At 46.2% G+C, this 19,084-nt stretch carries 21 protein-coding genes; 16 read left to right on the top strand and 5 right to left on the bottom strand.

The window, feature by feature from the left end; genetic code table 11:
• Window positions 1-53 precede the first annotated feature (53 nt).
• The 5 genes from hflX to Q9R36_RS02295 all read left to right on the top strand — a co-directional run bounded on the left by hflX (window position 54) and on the right by Q9R36_RS02295 (window position 6,041).
• Window positions 54-1,310 carry a GTPase HflX gene (gene hflX / locus Q9R36_RS02315; protein ID WP_311224495.1) on the top strand — a complete coding sequence of 419 codons (1,257 nt, stop codon included), beginning with the start codon at window positions 54-56 and terminating at the stop codon, window positions 1,308-1,310.
• A gap of 48 nt (window positions 1,311-1,358) precedes the next feature.
• Window positions 1,359-2,627 carry a methionine gamma-lyase family protein gene (locus Q9R36_RS02310; RefSeq protein ID WP_311224494.1) on the top strand — a complete coding sequence of 423 codons (1,269 nt, stop codon included), beginning with the start codon at window positions 1,359-1,361 and terminating at the stop codon, window positions 2,625-2,627.
• A 163-nt stretch (window positions 2,628-2,790) separates the two neighbouring features.
• Window positions 2,791-3,195 (top strand): MerR family transcriptional regulator, encoded by a 405-nt coding sequence (locus tag Q9R36_RS02305; protein WP_009791586.1) that lies wholly within the window; start codon window positions 2,791-2,793, stop codon window positions 3,193-3,195.
• Between the two features lie 34 nt (window positions 3,196-3,229).
• Window positions 3,230-4,564, top strand: coding sequence for a type I glutamate--ammonia ligase (gene glnA, locus Q9R36_RS02300; protein WP_094767402.1), 1,335 nt, complete (start codon window positions 3,230-3,232; stop codon window positions 4,562-4,564).
• Window positions 4,565-4,928: 364 nt separating this feature from the next.
• Complete coding sequence (locus Q9R36_RS02295; protein WP_311224493.1) at window positions 4,929-6,041, top strand: collagen-like domain-containing protein; 1,113 nt, start codon at window positions 4,929-4,931, stop codon at window positions 6,039-6,041.
• A gap of 390 nt (window positions 6,042-6,431) precedes the next feature.
• Here Q9R36_RS02295 and Q9R36_RS02290 read toward each other — a convergent pair whose 3' ends face one another.
• Window positions 6,432-6,698 carry a hypothetical protein gene (locus tag Q9R36_RS02290; protein WP_129612365.1) on the bottom strand — a complete coding sequence of 89 codons (267 nt, stop codon included), beginning with the start codon at window positions 6,696-6,698 and terminating at the stop codon, window positions 6,432-6,434.
• A gap of 235 nt (window positions 6,699-6,933) precedes the next feature.
• On the opposite strand from Q9R36_RS02290, the gene Q9R36_RS02285 reads away from it, so the two are divergent.
• Complete coding sequence (locus Q9R36_RS02285) at window positions 6,934-7,341, top strand: hypothetical protein (protein ID WP_022543746.1); 408 nt, start codon at window positions 6,934-6,936, stop codon at window positions 7,339-7,341.
• A gap of 97 nt (window positions 7,342-7,438) precedes the next feature.
• On the top strand, window positions 7,439-7,972 hold the full coding sequence (locus Q9R36_RS02280) for a helix-turn-helix domain-containing protein (RefSeq protein WP_009791594.1): 534 nt from the start codon (window positions 7,439-7,441) through the stop codon (window positions 7,970-7,972).
• Between the two features lie 113 nt (window positions 7,973-8,085).
• Here the strand turns inward: Q9R36_RS02280 and Q9R36_RS02275 are convergent, their stop codons facing one another.
• From Q9R36_RS02275 to lexA, 3 genes are all read right to left on the bottom strand, one after another.
• Window positions 8,086-8,628 (bottom strand): IseA DL-endopeptidase inhibitor family protein, encoded by a 543-nt coding sequence (locus Q9R36_RS02275; RefSeq protein WP_129612363.1) that lies wholly within the window; start codon window positions 8,626-8,628, stop codon window positions 8,086-8,088.
• Between the two features lie 207 nt (window positions 8,629-8,835).
• On the bottom strand, window positions 8,836-9,117 hold the full coding sequence (locus Q9R36_RS02270) for a DUF4257 domain-containing protein (protein WP_094767396.1): 282 nt from the start codon (window positions 9,115-9,117) through the stop codon (window positions 8,836-8,838).
• A 252-nt stretch (window positions 9,118-9,369) separates the two neighbouring features.
• Entirely contained in the window at window positions 9,370-9,993 is a 624-nt protein-coding gene (gene lexA, locus Q9R36_RS02265; protein WP_009791598.1) for a transcriptional repressor LexA, read from the bottom strand.
• A gap of 158 nt (window positions 9,994-10,151) precedes the next feature.
• Here lexA and yneA point away from each other — a divergent pair, with 158 nt between their 5' ends.
• From yneA to Q9R36_RS02230, 7 genes are all read left to right on the top strand, one after another.
• Window positions 10,152-10,484, top strand: a complete 333-nt coding sequence (gene yneA, locus Q9R36_RS02260; RefSeq protein ID WP_129612362.1) for a cell division suppressor protein YneA — start codon at window positions 10,152-10,154, stop codon at window positions 10,482-10,484.
• A 15-nt stretch (window positions 10,485-10,499) separates the two neighbouring features.
• Window positions 10,500-11,147 (top strand): YneB family resolvase-like protein, encoded by a 648-nt coding sequence (locus Q9R36_RS02255; RefSeq protein WP_009791600.1) that lies wholly within the window; start codon window positions 10,500-10,502, stop codon window positions 11,145-11,147.
• 130 nt (window positions 11,148-11,277) lie between these two features.
• Window positions 11,278-11,517, top strand: a complete 240-nt coding sequence (locus Q9R36_RS02250) for a DUF896 domain-containing protein (RefSeq protein ID WP_009791601.1) — start codon at window positions 11,278-11,280, stop codon at window positions 11,515-11,517.
• A gap of 179 nt (window positions 11,518-11,696) precedes the next feature.
• Window positions 11,697-13,697: a transketolase gene (gene tkt, locus Q9R36_RS02245; RefSeq protein ID WP_022543748.1), complete on the top strand. Its 2,001-nt coding sequence runs from the start codon at window positions 11,697-11,699 to the stop codon at window positions 13,695-13,697.
• 200 nt (window positions 13,698-13,897) lie between these two features.
• Complete coding sequence (sirA, locus tag Q9R36_RS02240; RefSeq protein WP_022543749.1) at window positions 13,898-14,335, top strand: sporulation inhibitor of replication protein SirA; 438 nt, start codon at window positions 13,898-13,900, stop codon at window positions 14,333-14,335.
• 86 nt (window positions 14,336-14,421) lie between these two features.
• Window positions 14,422-14,637 (top strand): YneF family protein, encoded by a 216-nt coding sequence (locus tag Q9R36_RS02235; RefSeq protein ID WP_009790944.1) that lies wholly within the window; start codon window positions 14,422-14,424, stop codon window positions 14,635-14,637.
• 138 nt (window positions 14,638-14,775) lie between these two features.
• Window positions 14,776-14,973: a hypothetical protein gene (locus tag Q9R36_RS02230; RefSeq protein ID WP_009790945.1), complete on the top strand. Its 198-nt coding sequence runs from the start codon at window positions 14,776-14,778 to the stop codon at window positions 14,971-14,973.
• 46 nt (window positions 14,974-15,019) lie between these two features.
• Here the strand turns inward: Q9R36_RS02230 and Q9R36_RS02225 are convergent, their stop codons facing one another.
• Complete coding sequence (locus Q9R36_RS02225; RefSeq protein WP_009790946.1) at window positions 15,020-15,289, bottom strand: hypothetical protein; 270 nt, start codon at window positions 15,287-15,289, stop codon at window positions 15,020-15,022.
• Between the two features lie 204 nt (window positions 15,290-15,493).
• Here Q9R36_RS02225 and Q9R36_RS02220 point away from each other — a divergent pair, with 204 nt between their 5' ends.
• Both Q9R36_RS02220 and Q9R36_RS02215 read left to right on the top strand, forming a co-directional pair.
• Window positions 15,494-17,257: an ABC transporter transmembrane domain-containing protein gene (locus Q9R36_RS02220; protein WP_311224492.1), complete on the top strand. Its 1,764-nt coding sequence runs from the start codon at window positions 15,494-15,496 to the stop codon at window positions 17,255-17,257.
• Entirely contained in the window at window positions 17,247-19,046 is a 1,800-nt protein-coding gene (locus Q9R36_RS02215) for an ABC transporter ATP-binding protein (RefSeq protein WP_009790948.1), read from the top strand. The genes Q9R36_RS02220 and Q9R36_RS02215 overlap by 11 nt, the downstream gene beginning before the upstream one ends.
• The last annotated feature ends 38 nt before the right edge of the window (window positions 19,047-19,084 follow it).

Below are 19,084 nucleotides of genomic sequence, written 5' to 3'. Positions count from 1 at the left end.
AGGTCAGCTGTACGTGATTATGTTTGAAGACTTATACAGAAAAGAGGGATTACTTGGAAAATAAAACGGAATTTGAAAGGGTTATTCTCGTAGGCTGCCAGACTGGCGAGGACGACAGGCATTTCCAGTATTCAATGGAAGAGCTTGCCTCATTGACAGAAACAGCCAACGGCAAGGTGCTCGCCGAGCTGTCCCAGAAAAGAGAAAGAATCCATCCTTCTACATATATAGGAAAAGGCAAGGTTGAAGAATTAAAGATGCTTGAGGAAGAGCTTGGAGCAGACCTGATCATCTTTAATGATGAGCTTTCACCAAGCCAGGTCAGGAATGTTTCCAATGAAGTGAACAGCAGGGTCATTGACCGGACTCAGCTGATCCTTGATATTTTCGCACAGCGGGCCAGGTCGAAGGAAGGGAACCTGCAGGTTGAGCTTGCCCAGCTGCAGTATCTGCTCCCAAGGCTTGGCGGGCAGGGTATCCAGCTTTCCAGGCTTGGTGCTGGGATCGGGACAAGGGGGCCGGGGGAAACGAAGCTTGAATCCGACCGCCGCCATATCCGCAGGAAGATTGATGATATTAAGTCCCAGCTGTCTGTCATTGTGCAGCACAGGGACAGATACCGCGAGCGCCGCAAAAAAAATAAAGCGTTCCAGATCGCTCTTGTCGGCTACACAAATGCCGGGAAATCGACCCTTTTCAACCGGCTTGCCGAAGCTGAATCCTTTGAAGAGAACCAGCTCTTTGCGACGCTTGATCCGATGACAAGGAAGCTCATCCTCCCAAGCGGTTATCTGGAGCTTGCAACCGACACGGTCGGGTTCATTCAGGATCTGCCGACAACGCTTGTTGCAGCCTTCAGGTCGACGCTTGAGGAAGTGAGTGAAGCAGATCTGCTGCTACACGTCATCGATTCATCAAATCCGGATTATTTTCAGCATGAAAAGACCGTGAACAAGTTGCTCGAGGATCTTGATATCCAGCACATCCCGCAGCTGGCGGTTTATAATAAAAGTGACCAGGTGCATCCGGATTTCGTTCCATCGGCAAAGACCGAATCCGTTGTGATCAGCGCATTTGCGGATCAGGACCGCAGCATGCTGAAGCGAAAAATCGAGGAGCTTGTCCTGGGCATGATGAAGCCATACCAGGTAGAAATTCCGTCAACTGAAGGCAGATTGCTGTCGCAGCTGAAAAACGAAACCATATTGAGGGAGCTCTCATTCCAGGAAGAGACAGAGGTTTATCTCTGCAAAGGATATGCCCTTGAAGATCACCAGATCACTGGAGAATTAAATAAATACACAGTATAAAAAAGGCCGGAGGGAATGAACCCTCCGGCTCTTGGATTGGAGAACAGCATGTTTCAGCATTTAGAATACGGAAGCCGGATTCAAGAACTGGCTTCACAGGCAGAAGAAAAAATTGCATCCGTTCATAAAAAGATTGACCAAAGAATCGAAGCCAACCAGTTCAGGGTGCTTGAAAGCTTTCAGCATTATAAGGTAAGCGATTCCCATTTCATTCCTTCGACAGGCTATGGGTATGATGATATCGGAAGGGATACACTTGAAGAAATATATGCGAGGGTGTTCGGAGGGGAAGCAGGTCTTGTAAGGCCGCAGATCATCTCAGGAACACACGCCATCTCTACCGCTCTTTTCGGTATCCTCCGCCCAGGGGATGAACTGCTTTATATGACCGGTAAACCTTATGATACCCTTGAAGAAATCGTCGGCATCAGAGGCAAAGGGACAGGCTCTCTGAAGGAATTCGGCATAAGCTACAGCAGCGTTCCGCTCGGTGAGGCTGGCTATGTGGATTTTGAAGCCGTCAGGAGCGCCATTAAGCCGAATACGAAGATGATCGGAATACAGCGGTCTAAAGGCTATGCTGTCAGGCCTTCTTTTACAATTGCCCAGATCAAGGAAATGATTGAGTTTGTAAAAGGAATCAAGCCGGACGCGGTCGTCTTTGTGGACAATTGCTATGGGGAATTCATCGAGGAAATGGAGCCTTGCCATGTTGGCGCTGACCTGATGGCCGGATCCCTCATCAAGAATCCAGGCGGCGGCCTTGCCAAAACCGGCGGCTATATTGTCGGCAAAAAGGAATTGGTTGAGGCTTGCTCTTACAGAATGACATCGCCAGGGATCGGTGCGGAAGCGGGAGCCTCCCTATACAGTCTCCAGGAGATGTACCAGGGATTCTTCCTTGCTCCGCATGTTGCCGGCCAAGCACTGAAAGGGGCAGTATTCACTGCGGCACTGCTTGAAATGCTCGGGATGAATTCTTCGCCAAAATGGGATGCAGAGAGGACAGACCTGATTCAATCCGTCCAGTTCGATGACCGGGATAAAATGGTGGCATTCTGCCAGGCCATTCAATATGCATCTCCGATCAATTCCCATGTAACCCCTTATCCTGCTTATATGCCGGGCTATGAAGATGATGTGATCATGGCGGCAGGCACATTCATCCAGGGTGCGAGCATTGAGCTTACCGCCGATGGACCGACGCGTCCGCCGTATGTGGCCTATGTCCAGGGGGGGCTCACATACTCGCATGTAAAAATTGCCGTATGCACAGCGGTCAACCTTTTAGCAAAAAAGGGTTTAATACAACTTTAATAGGTGAATATATAAAAGGGCAGCAGAGGCTGTCCTTTTTAATTTTTGTCAGGGGGAAAATTTTTTGTGTTTTTAATGTTATAAAACCTTACATAAGGTTGACAACAAATCTGACATTACATATAATAAACACAAGAAATGATTGAAAAGGAGGAGAAATCGGATGAAAGGCAGTGAAATACGCCGTTCCATGCCGCTATTTCCAATTGGGACTGTAATGCAGCTGACTGAGCTGACGGCCAGGCAGATCCGCTATTACGAAGAGCACCAATTGATTTCTCCAGCACGAACTGACGGAAATAGACGGCTTTTTTCCTTAAATGATATTGATAAGCTCCTGGAGATCAAGGATTTGATCGATCAGGGAGTCAATATGGCGGGAATCAAGCAATTATTCGCCATGCAGGAACAAACATTATCAGCTGAAGTACAGCAGCAAGCAGAAAAAGTAAGGCGCGATTTGTCTGATGATGAATTGAGAAAGCTCCTGAGGCAGGAAATGATGCAGGCCGGCCGATTCAACCGGCATTCACTCCGCCAGGGAGATATGTCCCGCTTTTTCCATTAAATAAAATTGATGTGTCCTAAGGGAGGAAAAACTAATGGCTAACTACACTAAAGATGACATTAAACGTATTGCTGAAGAAGAAAACGTAAAATTTATCCGCCTTCAATTTACGGATATCCTCGGAACAATCAAAAACGTGGAAATCCCGATTTCCCAGCTTGAAAAAGCGCTGGACAACAAAATGATGTTCGACGGCTCTTCCATCGAAGGCTTCGTCCGCATTGAAGAATCAGATATGCTTCTGTATCCTGACCTCAGCACTTGGGTTGTATTCCCTTGGACAGCTGAAAAGGGCAAGGTTGCCCGCCTGATCTGCGATATCTACAACCCGGATATGACTCCATTTGATGGTGATCCGCGCAACAACCTGAGAAGAATCCTTGATGAGATGAAGGATTTAGGCTTCACAGACTTCAACCTCGGACCTGAGCCGGAGTTCTTCCTGTTCAAGCTTGACCAGCAGGGCGAACCTACTCTTGAACTGAACGATAACGGAGGCTACTTCGACCTTGCGCCGACAGACCTTGGCGAAAACTGCCGCCGCGACATCGTGCTTGAGCTTGAAGAAATGGGCTTTGAAATTGAAGCTTCCCACCACGAAGTGGCTCCAGGACAACATGAAATCGACTTTAAATATGCTGATGCGCTGACTGCATGCGACCAGATCCAGACATTCAAGCTTGTTGTTAAAACAATCGCCCGCAAGCACGGCCTGCACGCAACATTCATGCCAAAGCCATTGTTCGGCGTAAACGGATCAGGGATGCACTGCAATATGTCCCTGTTCAATGAAGGCAAGAACTCATTCTATGATACTACTGGAAACCTTGAGCTAAGCGATACTGCCCGCCAGTTCATCGCCGGCATCATCAAGCACGCTCCGGCTTTCACAGCTGTAACGAACCCGACTGTCAACTCTTATAAGCGCCTTGTTCCCGGCTATGAAGCACCTTGCTATGTGGCATGGTCTGCAAGGAACCGTTCACCGCTTATCCGCATCCCGGCATCACGTGGCATGAGCACACGTGTTGAGGTCCGCAGCGTTGACCCGGCAGCCAACCCATACCTGGCTATGGCAGTGCTATTAAAAGCAGGGCTTGATGGAATCAAGAACAAACTGACTCCTCCTGCACCGGTTGACCGCAATATCTATGTGATGAACAAAGAAGAGCGCGTAGCAGAAGGCATTGAAGACCTTCCTGCAACACTTGCCCAGGCTCTTGACCAGCTGAAGAGCAATGAAATCATGGTTTCAGCCCTTGGCGAGCATATCTTCGAACACTTCATCGAAGCGAAGGAAATTGAGTGGGATATGTTCCGCACACAAGTTCACCCTTGGGAGCGCGAGCAGTACCTGCAGATGTATTAATAGATTTAGCCCCTTGATACCATTGGTATTGAGGGGTTTTTGTATTTTGGGCATTTAGTTTGATTTTCATTGCCCGATTTAGGCCTGGATTTTTGGGCACATGTGGTAGTGGAGCTAGAGATTGAAGGGAATGAGTGAAAAATAACATACGAATTTTAATAAAGACATCTGATAATACTTACTCGTAGATAAAAGGAAGGCATTTTACTTTCTTGTTTTAATTTGATTTTTTTGTCACAAAGTAGTAATTTCTGGGGTAAACATGCTTTCTGTCCAATCCTTTCTAAGTGTTTTTCATAGTATGTGGGTAGACTCTGAACTATAAATTTATCCATAAGCTAATTCAGATGAAGGGAAGTTAAGCATGGCGATTTTATCTACTGGCCCAATATCTAATCCCCTTATAGGCGGATCTAGATTAACAAGGACTGTGTTAGTCAAAATAGATAATAGACACAATGCAAATTCTTCTACAGTTTTAATACAAGGAAACAGATTGAACGGGACAAGAACTATTTATGCCCTGGAGAAAGTGGATCTCGCCCCAAATCAAGTACAGACACGAGAATATTTTGCGGATTTTGATGGCTTTGAGTTTGTGTTCGGTATAAGCGGATTTGCTGAAGCGAGGACGCAAATATCTGTTTGGGGTATCGATGTTTCGGGCCAGCTAGTGGCGTCGCACAGGCTGGTTTCAGATGAGCTGTTAGGATCTAATCAAGGCGCTCAAGGCCCAGAGGGTGTACCCGGAGTTCAAGGTTCTCAAGGACCGATAGGTGCGCAGGGATCACAGGGTCCTCAAGGGGCAACTGGGTCACAAGGATTGCAGGGTCCTCAAGGGGCAACTGGGTCACAAGGATTGCAAGGTCCTCAAGGGGCAACTGGATCACAAGGAGAGCAGGGTCCTCAAGGGGCAACTGGATCACAAGGATTGCAGGGTCCCCAAGGGGCAGCTGGACCACAAGGAGAGCAGGGTCCTCAAGGGGCTGCTGGACCACAAGGAGTCCAGGGGCCGCAAGGTGCGACCGGACCACAAGGTGAAAAAGGCCCTCAAGGGACCTTTAGTGTTTATGCTAATCAAAATACAACTTCTTTGCCAATTACTTTACCATCTCAAGATATTACCCTATCTTTACCGCCTATCTCTGTCGGGATTAACCAGGGGGTTAAAATTAATGCTTCTGCATATGCTAGTTTTATTTCAGACACTCTAGCCCCTGGGTTTTCTTGGAGATTTGCACTTTTTCTTAGACGAGGCGGTAATAACTTATTCAGTCAAGTTGAAGAGAGAACGAATATCTTAAAATTTGCACCAATACAGATCGGTACGAAAATAGCAAGCAATTCTTTGAATTATTTTGATCAGCCCCCACCCGGAACTTATTCCTATGAACTCTTAATTAGTCTTTCAATGGCAAACGGATCAACAATTAATCTAAATGATAGATCAATGATTGCAACATTGATAAATTTGTAAAGGCTCAAGAAAGAAAAAGGAACTTATAAACAAGCGAGATAAATAGAAATAGCCTATTTCAGGTAACAAGTATTGAGGAGGTTAGGGCTTGCTTGGGGACTTTTCTCCACATTTATTTAAGCCGATGTCAATTTAGAATGGTGAAAACTTAGTAATCCACTTTTTCCCTTTTTCTGCTGGACCGCTGCCCGGGCAGAGGGGCGCTCATATAAGATGGTACAAAGTTATCCTAATGTTTGAAGGGGTGCTTATTCCCACTAAGGGCTCCTTTTAGAAAATAATGATGCAGCCATTTATATTTTTATAGTTATAACGGAAAACTCCCCCTATTCTAGATTTTTCTAAATCAAAAAAAGAGCCCTTTTATTCGGAAAGGGCCGGATTGCTTCCTTACTTTGGCTGTGCCTCGATGACCGTCGTTCCGAGTAATGTGTTGTCCACATACGTGTTTAATTTCCAGAGTCCTTCCCTGACTGGAGTAATATTCGCTATAAATTTTAGTGCATTTTCCGAATAGGGCATGCTTTGTTTTTCGTCGCTGGACAAATCAACCAACTTGGTGTCTGCAAGGTATATCTCCTCGTTTTTATCCTTCTCGCTGATTCCCTTGATTGTCACTTTCTCATGAAGCATTTCCTTTTTTTCTTCTGGTGTCACCCGAACATCCTGAACTTATCAATAGTGTGAAGAGTACATAAGCTAATATTTTCTTCAAAAGTCTATCTCCCAACTGTATAATATATACAATTATAATGTGATATTTTAAGAGCAGGAATAACAAGATGGTTGGGAAAATTTTAAGCACATGGTTTATAAGTGATTGCACCCTTCTAATATGAGAGCGAATTTACGCCGTAAAGGCAGGCAAAAAGTTGATAAGGGGGTTATATGCATGCACTTTGACAGGATACTGAATTCGACTGAACTGGAAGCATGGGACATTTTTTTGGATGATAAAACGTATCGAATGATAATCATTGATGAAAAAAGGCCCAGCACTCCTGATGATTTTTCTCAGGAAGATAGTTTGCCATCTGACGAAATGAGATCGAACATCATCAAAGCAGAAGTTTACTCAGAGGAAAAAGTTCTGGATGACCACATATATCCTCTGGATCAGCTGGCAAAAAGCTTTACTGATCATCTTGCGCTTGCTCATTGCCATGTAAGAGTGAATTTTTATGTGGAAGATATAGAAAGTGCACTGAATGACCATGTAAAAAGGAAATTGGGCTGCAGTTACGATGAGATTCCTATGGAAAGATTTTTTTATCTCAATCAAAATCCGGATTCGAAATAATGGCCAATCGTTATTCATTGAAATTACACATTGACTAAGTTCTATTCCTTCTCTTTTCACCAAGGGGGCCGTATTATGATAAAGAGGGGGGAATAGTATGAAACGCGACTGGCTGATAACGCTTAGAAAAAATAAAAATCTGACTCAAGCGGACGTGGCAGACTCGATTTTTATCGACCGGGCCTATTATTCGCAGATCGAATCTGGTACAAGAAATCCCAGTGTGGATATAAGCAGGAACCTTGCTAAGGTTTTAGATATAAACCCTTCGCTTCTATTGTCTGATTTAGCCGCCTTTCAAGAGGTGTTCACGCGAACGAAATGCATGCTTGCGCACAGTGACCTTGATCTGAGATATACATGGATTTTTGATTCGGCCAATCAGGAGGAAGTCAATCAGTTTATCGGTGCAAGGGATGATGAATTAAGCTTTTGCATCGATTCCCAAAAATTGATCTCTCTTAAACAAAGAGTACTGGATACCAAAGAAACATCAGGAACATTCGCAGAATATGAATATAACAATGAAGTACACACGCATTATATAGTAGGATATCCCCTGCTAGGGGAAGAAGGCGAATTAATTGGCATTGGTACATTTGGGATCAAAATAAATGCTTTGGGTTTATAATTCCTGGATTAATGTAGGCTGCAGATATTCTAAATGGCCATAAACAAATAGCGCGGCCAGCTAAAAAGGGAAATGCCTTGAACAAAAGTTCAAGGTATTTCCCTTTTCTTATACTATCTCACTGCATCAAAAGCATTGATCTGCCACTTCCCGCGTACCTTTACAAACGTAACCTTTTTCTTTTCATGCTGCTTTTCGCCGTAAGGCACCGTGAATTCAAACTGGCGGATATCTTTCCTGGAATAGATCAGCTTTGCCTTAGCATTATTCCACTGGAGCAGGCTGCCGCCATCGGCATTTGGCTGTGCCATTTTTCCTTTATACTCAATGAATCTGTATTTCTTGTAGCCTTTATCAATCGCATTTAAGGTGAAAGATTCGTTAAGGTACTTGGTCAGCTTTGCTTTCGTATTGATTTCACTGCAAAGGTAGCGATATTCTGTGCCTTTGTACTGAAAACTCTTGATGGAGCAGGCTGTATTCTTCTTAGATGGGATATGTCCGTTCATAGCATTCCAGTGATGCACACGTGCGCTCTGCGCCAGTTCGACTGCTTTCTTGCTGCTTAAATCTCCGCTCGCGGATTTGGCCGAGGCGCCAAGGCTGAAAGTAAACAGGGCGACAGCAGCCAGCAGGATGGATAATAATTTTTTCATTTTAAAGCCTCCAATAAGTTGTAGTCACTTGCTATCCTTATATTATCGTTCCATCTCTTCAAAAGAGTTACAGAAAGGTTACCGAAATGCAGATGATTGTTTACAGTTTTCAGGCATAAAAAGAGCCTCTGCCCCAATTTCCCGGGAGAGGCTTCTTACGTCTTTACTTTTGCAGTTTTAAGCATAGCTTCTGCATTTCCTCCTGTTTCATTTCTTTTCGGCCCTGATGAGGTCAAGGCTGCGGATCAGAGCTTCACCGCCAAGTCCTGCCAGCATGGACAGGAATGCTACCTTCAAGAGGGAGCTTGCATCTGATGAAAGCACAAGCAGCGCTGAGGCGAGTGATCCTAATACCATTTCCTCCAAAAAGCCGAGATAGATGAATTGCTTTGTTCTTTTCGGCATGATCAGCTTCCCGTGCTTCTTAAGATGCCCAACCGCGCCGACAAGGCCACCAATGAATATTGCGAAGACGACATGCTGCCACATTTGCCTCACACTCCTAAAGCCGGAATTTTTGGTGCGACCTTAGGTCAATCATGGTGCTGTCTCTATTATATAACAGAGCGGGAGGGGAAAGATATGCATAAATCGACTGAATTTTCAGCATACAATGAATGGTACATATGTACTCTTCAGGAAAAAATAAGCAGCAAAGATGTGACTATTCTAGTGCTCACAAGGTTTTTGGGCAGAAAAAAACCCAGGCAACACATGGCCCGGGCTGAGAGAATCATATAATCAGTGGATATGGCGGTAGACGCCAATGACCTTGCCAAGAATGGAAACATTCCTGAGAATGATAGGCTCCATTGTAGAGTTTTCAGGCTGAAGCCTGATATAATCCCTTTCCTTGAAGAAACGCTTGACAGTTGCTTCATCCTCATCTGTCATTGCAACGACGATATCGCCATTGTTGGCTGACTGCTGCTGGCGGACGATGACGTAGTCTCCGTCAAGGATGCCGGCTTCAATCATACTTTCACCCATGATTTCAAGCATGAAGACCTGTTCGGCTGCCGGTGCCATGCTTTCAGGAAGCGGGAAGAACTCTTCTACATTTTCAATCGCAGTGATCGGCTGTCCTGCTGTAACCTTCCCGAGGATAGGAACGTTGACGACATTATTCCTTGGAATGTGAGATGTTTCATCAAGCTCCAGGATTTCAATTGCACGCGGCTTTGTCGGATCCCTTCTGATCATCCCTTTGCTTTCAAGGCGGGCAAGATGCCCATGTACAGTCGAGCTGGAGGCCAGGCCGACTGCTTCCCCAATTTCCCTGACTGAAGGGGGATAGCCCTTCGCTTTCACTTCTTCCTTGATAAATTCGAGTATATCCTGCTGCCTTTTTGATATTTTAGCCATGTATTCGCACCCCGTATGGTTATTATTGATTAAATTATAGCATGTACCCGGAACAGATACAAACATAAGTTCGAATTTTTGTTGACGGAAAACACATGTTCGGTTTATAATAAATTTAACGAAATGCGAACATATATTCTTGCAGTGGGGTGTCTTGTATGAAAAAATTGTGGAATCAATACTCATATGCTATTATACTTATCGTTTTAAGCTTTGGGGCGGCTTTGCTGCTTACCGGATACGACAAAATTTTCGGTGAAGAAGACTACATAAAGGTGACGGTAGATGAAGGAGATACATTATGGGGGCTTTCTCAGCAATTTTCGGACAAGCATAAGCTGTCTGCAGAAGACTTTGTGATGTGGGTGGAAGAGGAGAATGGAATCGCCGGCAGTGCAATCCAAGCGGGGGAGCAGATTATGATCCCGGTTAAAGCAGACAGCCATACAAGGCAGCTGCAGGATGATCTGCAGAACTTTGCGGGTGAATGACATAAAGGAGCATATATGAAAGCAGTAATCTATTGCAGGGTATCGACAACAAAAGAAGCGCAGGAAACATCCCTGGAGAGGCAGGAGGAGGAACTGACTGCGCTTGCCGGGGAAAAAGGCTTTGAAGTAGCCGCGATCATCAGGGAACAGGCAAGCGGGTATGACCTGGAGAGGGACGGTGTACTCGAGCTTCTTGATCTTATAAAGGATGAAGGCATCAAAGCGGTCCTTATCCAGGATGAAACGAGGCTCGGAAGGGGCAATGCCAAAATCGCCCTGCTTCACTTCATATATAAAGAGGGCGCTGTGCTCTACAGCATTTCCCACAATGGTGAGCTGCAGCTTTCCGAATCAGATTCCATGGTTCTTAATATCGTCTCGATGGTGGAAGAATATCAGCGCAAGCTGCATAATATCAAGATCAAAAGAGGCATGAAAAGGGCAGTGGACAAAGGATTCAGGCCAGAGAAGAACCTGAAGAATCTGGGGGAGCACTCTGGAAGGGAACGGATCGAGGTTCCAATAGAAGAAATTGTCCGCCTGAGAGCCAGCAGGCTGACATTTTCGGAGATCGCGGCAACTCTCAGGGGCTTCGGCTATCCCATTTCCAAGGCGACAGTGCACAGGCGCTATCAGGAATACATAGATGCACAGGAAGAGTAAGAGTGTTTGCCTTGGCAAACGCTTTTTTTTATAGTAACATTTGATGTATTCTCCGGCCGTTTAGACCAGGGCCCTAAGGGGAAGACGACTAGAGAAAGCCAAATGAAATGAATGAAAAAGGAGCGTTATTATGCTGCCTAAAGATAAAATGGCCAGAATCAATGAGCTGGCAAACAAAGCTAAGACCGCAGGGCTGACGAATGAAGAGGCAAAGGAACAGACAAAGCTACGCAGCGAGTATCTGCAGACATTCCGTTCCAATATGCTCACAACCTTAAAAGGTGTAACCATCATGGATCCAAAGGGGAATGACGTTACACCGAAAAAGATAAAAAAGCTGCGTGAGGACGAGAAGAAGCGCCTTCATTAATGCATCAGGCCAAAAAGGAATACAACAATCTGTGTTCCTTTTTGGATTTATTTTTTGGTTCTCTTTTACATACAGGTTTCCAAAATGCACAAGATATACAGAAGCTTCTCAGTTGTGTAAAATAAAGAGCCGCTATAAAATTAATTGAGCAGGATTTTTTTAAAGAGAGGATGTAGTATATGTTTGAATCTATCGATGATTTGTCCATAAGCTCGATCAGAACTCTATCTATCGATGCTATTGAAAAAGCAAATTCCGGCCACCCTGGCATGCCTATGGGGGCAGCTCCTATGGCGTACACACTCTGGAGCCGTTTCATGAACCATAACCCGGCAAACCCTGAGTGGTTTAACCGTGACCGTTTTGTCTTATCTGCAGGACATGGTTCCATGCTTCTATACAGCCTGCTCCATTTATCAGGCTATGGTCTCACAATCGATGACCTGAAAGAATTCCGCCAATGGGGAAGCAAGACTCCCGGACACCCTGAATACAAACATACAAAGGGCGTTGACGCGACAACTGGTCCGCTTGGACAGGGAATCTCAATGGCAGTCGGCATGGCTATGGCTGAGCGCCACCTGGCAGCCGTCTACAATAAAGACAAGTATAATGTAGTCGACCACTTTACATACAGCATTTGCGGCGACGGTGACCTTATGGAAGGTGTATCTGCCGAAGCAGCATCGCTGGCAGGCCACCTGAAGCTTGGCAAGCTCGTTGTCCTTTATGATTCAAATGATATCTCCCTTGACGGCGACCTTGACCGCTCTTTCTCTGAAAGTGTGGAGCAAAGGTTCAAATCTTACGGCTGGCAGTATATCCGTGTTGAAGATGGCAATGACCTTCACGAAGTGGCGAAAGCGCTTGAGGAAGCAAGAGGCGACCTTGACCATCCAACTATGATTGAAGTAAAAACGGTCATCGGATTCGGCTCACCTAACAAATCCGGGAAATCAGATGTTCACGGCGCACCGCTTGGTGCAGATGAGCTGAAGCTGACGAAGGAAGCTTACAAGTGGACTTTTGAAGAAGATTTCCATGTTCCGGATGAAGTGTACAGCCACTTCAAGAAACACATCGCTGAACGCGGAGAAAAGACTGAGCAGGAATGGAACTCTATGCTTGAAAGCTATAAGCAGGAATTCCCTGAGCTCGGTGCACAGCTTGACGGAGCAATGAAAGGCGAGCTTCCGCAAGGATGGGATAAGGATATCCCTGTATACGAAACAGGTTCAAGCCTGGCAAGCCGCGCCTCTTCAGGCGAAGCACTGAACGGAATCGCGCAGAATCTTCCATTCTTTATCGGCGGATCTGCTGACCTTGCCGGTTCAAATAAAACGATGATCAAAGGCTCGGGCGACTTTACCCCTGCTTCATTCGAAGGCCGCAACATCTGGTTCGGCGTAAGGGAATTCGCCATGGGTGCCGCCCTAAACGGTATGGCCCTTCATGGAGGCTTAAAGGTATTCGGAGGAACATTCTTCGTATTCTCTGACTATCTTCGCCCGGCAATCCGCTTAGCTGCCCTGATGGGTCTGCCTGTTACTTATGTATTCACGCATGACAGCATCGCGGTTGGTGAGGACGGCCCTACACACGAGCCGGTTGAACAGCTTGCATCACTTCGTGCGATGCCTAATCTGTCTGTCATCCGCCCGGCTGATGGCAATGAAACCTCTGCTGCCTGGAAAGTGGCGGTAGAATCACAGGATAAGCCGACAGCTCTTGTGCTGACGCGCCAAAACCTGCCTACCCTCCAGGATACTGACAAAAACGCGTATGAAGGCGTATCTAAAGGGGCTTATGTTGTCTCACCGGCTGGCAAAGATCAGGCAGATGCCCTGCTGCTTGCTTCCGGATCTGAAGTGCATCTTGCTGTAAAAGCGCAGGAAGCCCTGAAGAAAGAAGGCATCGATGCAGCAGTTGTTTCCATGCCTGCATGGGACCGCTTTGAAGCACAGTCCAAGGAATATAAAGAAAGCGTCATTCCGAAGGCTGTCAAGAAGCGCCTTGCCATTGAAATGGGCTCTTCACTTGGCTGGCACCGTTATGCCGGTGATGAAGGCGATGTATTGGCGATCGATACATTCGGCGCATCTGCACCAGGTGAGAAGATCATCGAAGAGTACGGCTTCACAGTTGAAAACGTGGTTGCACGTTTAAAGGCCCTTCTGTAAAGGGTATAAAGAGAGCGTCAGAGTACGCTCTCTTTTTTATTTCCTTACAATTGATTGAATATTTTTATTTTTTTATATAATTGATTGGCAAATAAGCTTGTTCGACAAAATTAGTGCCTATTTTTGACGCTGAAAGACAAAGTAACTGATTCTGTTCCCTTATACTTGAAGCAATATAGAAGATATTGGAGGAGATGTTGGTGAGAACCTATCAGCTTTATTTAATAGAAGACGAATTTGCTTCCCATTATTTCGGCAGAGAGCGGATGTTCTACCAGCTCTTTCAGGAATACAGCCGTTCGAAGGGAGAGCTGAAATCGATCCTGTCACGCCAGATTGAGTTTATCACAAGGCCGATTCCCGCCCTCAGGCTTCACCAGTATCTTACACAGCAGCTTTCAAGGAAAAAAGGAGCATCAGCCGATCAGGGGGCCTATGTTATCCAAAACGGAAAAAACAGTTCAGCGCGGCTTGAAATCTATGACCGATGTTTAGTGATTGAATCACATGGGAATTATGATGCAGAAACGGTGTTCTTTGAAATCCTCCGGAAAAATGAATCCTCTTATCTGGCGGTTGATATGACGAACAGGCGCTTTGGCTGGCTGAAGCCGATCAAAGAAAGAAAATTTATTTAAATAGGGGAAAAACAGGTGCAAATATTGTATAATAACCTTTGGTTTAGTACACTGTATGATAGACAACATGAAGGAGGAAGTTTTGAATGTGGGACGTTATTCTAGTTGGTATACTGGCATTGATCGCCGGTGTAGCACTAGGATTTTTCATCGCTCGTAAATATATGATGAGCTACTTAAAGAAAAATCCGCCAATCAACGAACAAATGCTTAAAATGATGATGATGCAAATGGGTATGAAACCATCTCAGAAGAAAATTAATCAGATGATGTCTGCCATGAATAAGCAGTCCGGCAAGTAAGGCTTACATAGGGCTCCCTATTGTAATAAAGTCTATTACATGGCCATCACTGTACATCAAGAAAGCCGCTTTTTCTGTGATTATGACAGAGAAAGCGGCTTTTTAGATAAATATAGTAAATGTTAAGCTGAGGGTAACATGAAAAAATACAGATTGAAAACCGGCTTTAACGGCAGATTCAAACGCGGTACAGTATTCTGGCTGATTGCTGAATCCGAATTCATCGGCATTAAGGAATATGTCCTGCGGACGAAAGACCTGGAGCACCGGATCCAAATTTCAGAAGAAGAGCTGATGAAGCATTTTGTGCGTCTTTATGACGGAAACGGAAGCTGATAGAGGACAAGCACCCTGGGTGACAGGGATACTTGTCCTCTTTTTATTATGCTTCTGGCGTGGATGTGAAAACGGAAAATCCGTAGATGCCGAAATCAAGAAGGGTCACGAGCTGAAAGCCGTTAGCCAGAAGGCATTCTGCAGCAGGGTTGTATCGTGCTCCTGTTTCAAGTGTCTCAAGGCAGGCTTCTGCATCATTTCCCAGAACAGTCGCCTGGGAAATCCTTCTCAGTGATACAGGACTTAATGGGTTCCGGAACCAGCAGACTGTTACGACTGTCGGAAGGCTTGGCAAAGATGGAATACCAGCAGACATTTAAACACCTCTTTTCCTTTTTATCTCTATAGTTAATGCTTGTACGCTCCAACTTGTCCCTGCCAATATCACGGATTCCGATAAATGATGAATATGTCTTTAGTGCGCCCCTTGAAAAATCTTTCTTATTTTTAAAATATTTGATAAACTATTTGGAGCATAATTGAGGAAAATTCAGGAACACGAGAGCCGGGGGAAGCAAGCATGAAAGTATTTGCAGATTTAATGTGGTTTTTTAAGCAAGAGAAGAAATCGTATGTGACAGGGATTTTCCTGCTGCTGTTTGTAGCATTCCTGCAGCTGATTCCGCCGAAGGTCATCGGGATTGTGGTTGATCATATCAAAAACGATACTTTGACCAGCGGCCTTCTTGTCAACTGGCTCCTGATATTGATTGGAGCCGCACTCATGATGTACATATTGCGCTATTATTGGCGGATCATGATTTTCGGATCTGCCGTCAAGCTGTCCAGGCAGCTGAGGAACAGGCTGTACCGGCATTTTACAGAGATGCCGCAATCGTTTTACCAAAGAAGGCGGGTCGGGGACCTGATGGCCCATGCGACAAATGACCTGCAGGCGGTCCAGCAGACGGCCGGCTCAGGCGTTTTGACCCTTGTCGACTCGCTTGCCACAGGTGGATTTGTCATCATCGCCATGGCTGCGACGATTAGCTGGAAGCTGACGCTCATCTGCCTGATCCCGATGCCTCTCATGGCGATTTTGACGAGCTGGTATGGGACGCTCCTCCATAAGCGGTTCCATGGGGCACAGGAGGCTTTTTCTGCTTTAAATGATAAGACACAGGAAAGCATCACAGGCATCAAGGTCATCAAGACCTTTGGCCAGGAGAAAGAAGATATAGAGGATTTTCGCAAGCAATCACATGATGTGGTGGAGAAAAATATTTCAGTGGCCAAGGTAGATTCACTATTCGATCCAACAATCAGCATCATCGTGGGGGTTTCCTTTTTCCTGTCTGTCGCTTTTGGCGCCAGATATGTGATTTCAGGGGAATTAACGATCGGGGAGCTTGTTTCGTTTACAACGTATCTCGGACTCTTGATTTGGCCGATGCTTGCCTTTGGCTGGCTCTTTAATATCGTTGAAAGAGGGCGGGCTTCCAATGACCGGATCATGAGCCTGCTTGCCGAAAAGGCAGAGGTGGCTGACAAGGAAGGGGCACTTGCAATCGTCCCGAGCGGGGATCTTGTTTATGATATCAATAAATTTCATTACCCTAACGAGGAAAAGCCTGTCCTCGAAGACATCCGCTTCCAATTGAAAAGGGGTGAAACCCTTGGGATCGTCGGGAAGACAGGTGCCGGGAAAACAACGCTCCTTAAGCTGCTGATCAGGGAATTTGACGGTTTTGAAGGGGATGTCCGCTTTGGCAGCCATTCAGTCAATGATTATACGCTCGAAAAGCTGCATGAGGCCATTGGCTATGTGCCGCAGGATCATTTTCTTTTTTCAGCCACGGTCGCTGAAAATATCGCCTTTGCGAACCCTTCCTCTGAGCGGGAGGAAGTATTCAAGGCAGCAAAGCTTGCCAATATCCATGAAGATATCCTTCAATTTACGGAAGGTTATGAAACGGTTGTCGGTGAGCGCGGCGTTTCCTTGTCTGGCGGGCAGAAGCAGCGGATCTCAATCGCCAGGGCGCTCATGATGGACCCGGAAGTACTGATCCTGGATGACTCTCTGTCAGCGGTTGATGCGAAGACAGAGGAAGCCATCCTGAACGGCCTCAGGAAAAACCGGGCAGGCAAGACGACCATCATCACCGCCCACCGTTTGAGTGCGATTCAGCATGCGAATCTGATCCTTGTGCTCGATGAGGGCAGGATCGCGCAAAAAGGCACACACGATGAGCTGATGGAAGAAGAAGGCTGGTATAAGAGCATGTATCTCCGCCAGCAGCTTGAAGAACTTGTAGAGCACGGAGGCAGAAATCATGGAGCATAACCAGCAGGATATCAATAAAAAAGAACAGCGGACCGTCCTATACCGGCTCCTTGCTTATACAAAGCCGCATAAAGCAACGCTTATCCTCGCCTTCAGCCTGTTGCTGCTGACAACGATCGGCGATATCATGGGGCCTATCCTTGTTAAAATATTCATTGACGATTATCTGACCCCAAGGAATCTGGCATTTGAGCCTTTGTTCCTGCTCGGGGCAGGCTATATCGGCATCCAGGTCATGAATGTCCTGATCTCTTATTTCCAGCTGCTTAAGTTCCAGGAGATCGCACTAAAGATCATTCAGCAGCTGCGGATCGACGTTTTTTCAAAGGTGCAGTCGCTCGGCCTGAAATACTTCGACCAGACGCCGGCCGGAAGCATTGTCTCGCGGGTCACGAATGATACAGAGGCCATCAAGGATATGTTTGTCAGCGTCCTGGTCATCTTCATACAGAGCGGCTTTCTGCTGATCGGGATATTCATCGCGATGTTTGCCCTGAATGTCCAGCTGGCATTATTCTGTCTGGTGATCCTTCCTATCATCTTTATGATCATGCAGATGTACCGCAAATACAGCTCGCGCTTTTATCAGGATATGAGAGAAAGGCTCAGCCAGCTGAATGCGAAGCTCAGCGAGTCGCTCCAGGGAATGGGGATCATCCAGGTGTTCAGGCAGGAAAAGCGCCTGCGCAAGGAATTTGCAGACATTAACCAGAAGCATTATGACGCAGGAATGAGGAACATCAAGGTTGATGGGCTGCTCCTCAGGCCGGCAATCGACCTGGTCTATACACTTGCGCTTGTAATTGTCCTGGGCTTTTTCGGGATTACCTCATTCAGCAATCCGATTGAAGTCGGAGTTTTGTTCGCATTTGTCAGCTATCTGGACCGCTTTTTCGAGCCGGTCAACAATATGATGCAGCGGTTATCCATGTACCAGCAGGCCATCATTGCCGGCTCCAGGGTCTTCAGGCTCCTGGATGAAGAAGAGCTTGCGCCCGCTCAAAAGGAAGAGAAGCTTTCAATCGGGGACGGACAGATTGAATTCAAGGATGTCAGCTTTTCGTATGATGGGAAGCGGGATGTGCTGAAAAACATCAGCTTTACTGCCAAGCCGGGCGAAACAGTGGCGCTGGTTGGCCATACAGGAAGCGGAAAGAGCTCGATCATCAATCTGATGATGAGGTTTTATGAATTCTCAAGAGGTGACATTCTGATTGACGGGCAGTCGATTAAGTCTTATCCAAGGGAAGAGCTGAGGGAAAAGCTTGGTCTAGTCCTCCAGGATCCATTCCTGTTTTATGGAACGGTCAAGGACAATATCCGCCTCCATGATACAGAGATGACCGATAAGGAAATAGAGGAAGCTGCCCATTTCGTTCAGGCTCATACCTTCATTGAGAAGCTTGATGACCGCTACGATCACAAGGTAGTTGAGAGAGGCTCGACCTTCTCCAGCGGTCAGAGGCAGCTGATCGCTTTCGCACGCACGATTGCAGCCAACCCGAAAATCCTCGTGCTTGATGAAGCGACTGCCAATATCGACACTGAGACAGAGGAGGCCATCCAGACGGCCCTTGAGAAGATGAGGAAGGGGCGCACAACCATTGCCATCGCCCACAGGCTATCCACCATCCAGGATGCTGAATTGATCCTTGTCCTTCACCAGGGGGAAATCGTGGAACGGGGCACCCACCAGGAGCTGCTCGCACTGAAAGGCTTGTACCATAAAATGTACCTGCTGCAGAACGGTTCAGTCGAGAGGGTGGAAGATGCTGTCGGCAACGCTTAAAAGACAAAATAAAAACAGCTTGGGCTTATATAGCTTCC

This window comes from Bacillus sp. AG4(2022), from assembly GCF_031844465.1.
Lineage (GTDB): Bacteria > Bacillota > Bacilli > Bacillales > Cytobacillaceae > Bacillus_AB > Bacillus_AB infantis.
This window is presented reverse-complemented; position numbering and strand designations above follow the sequence as displayed.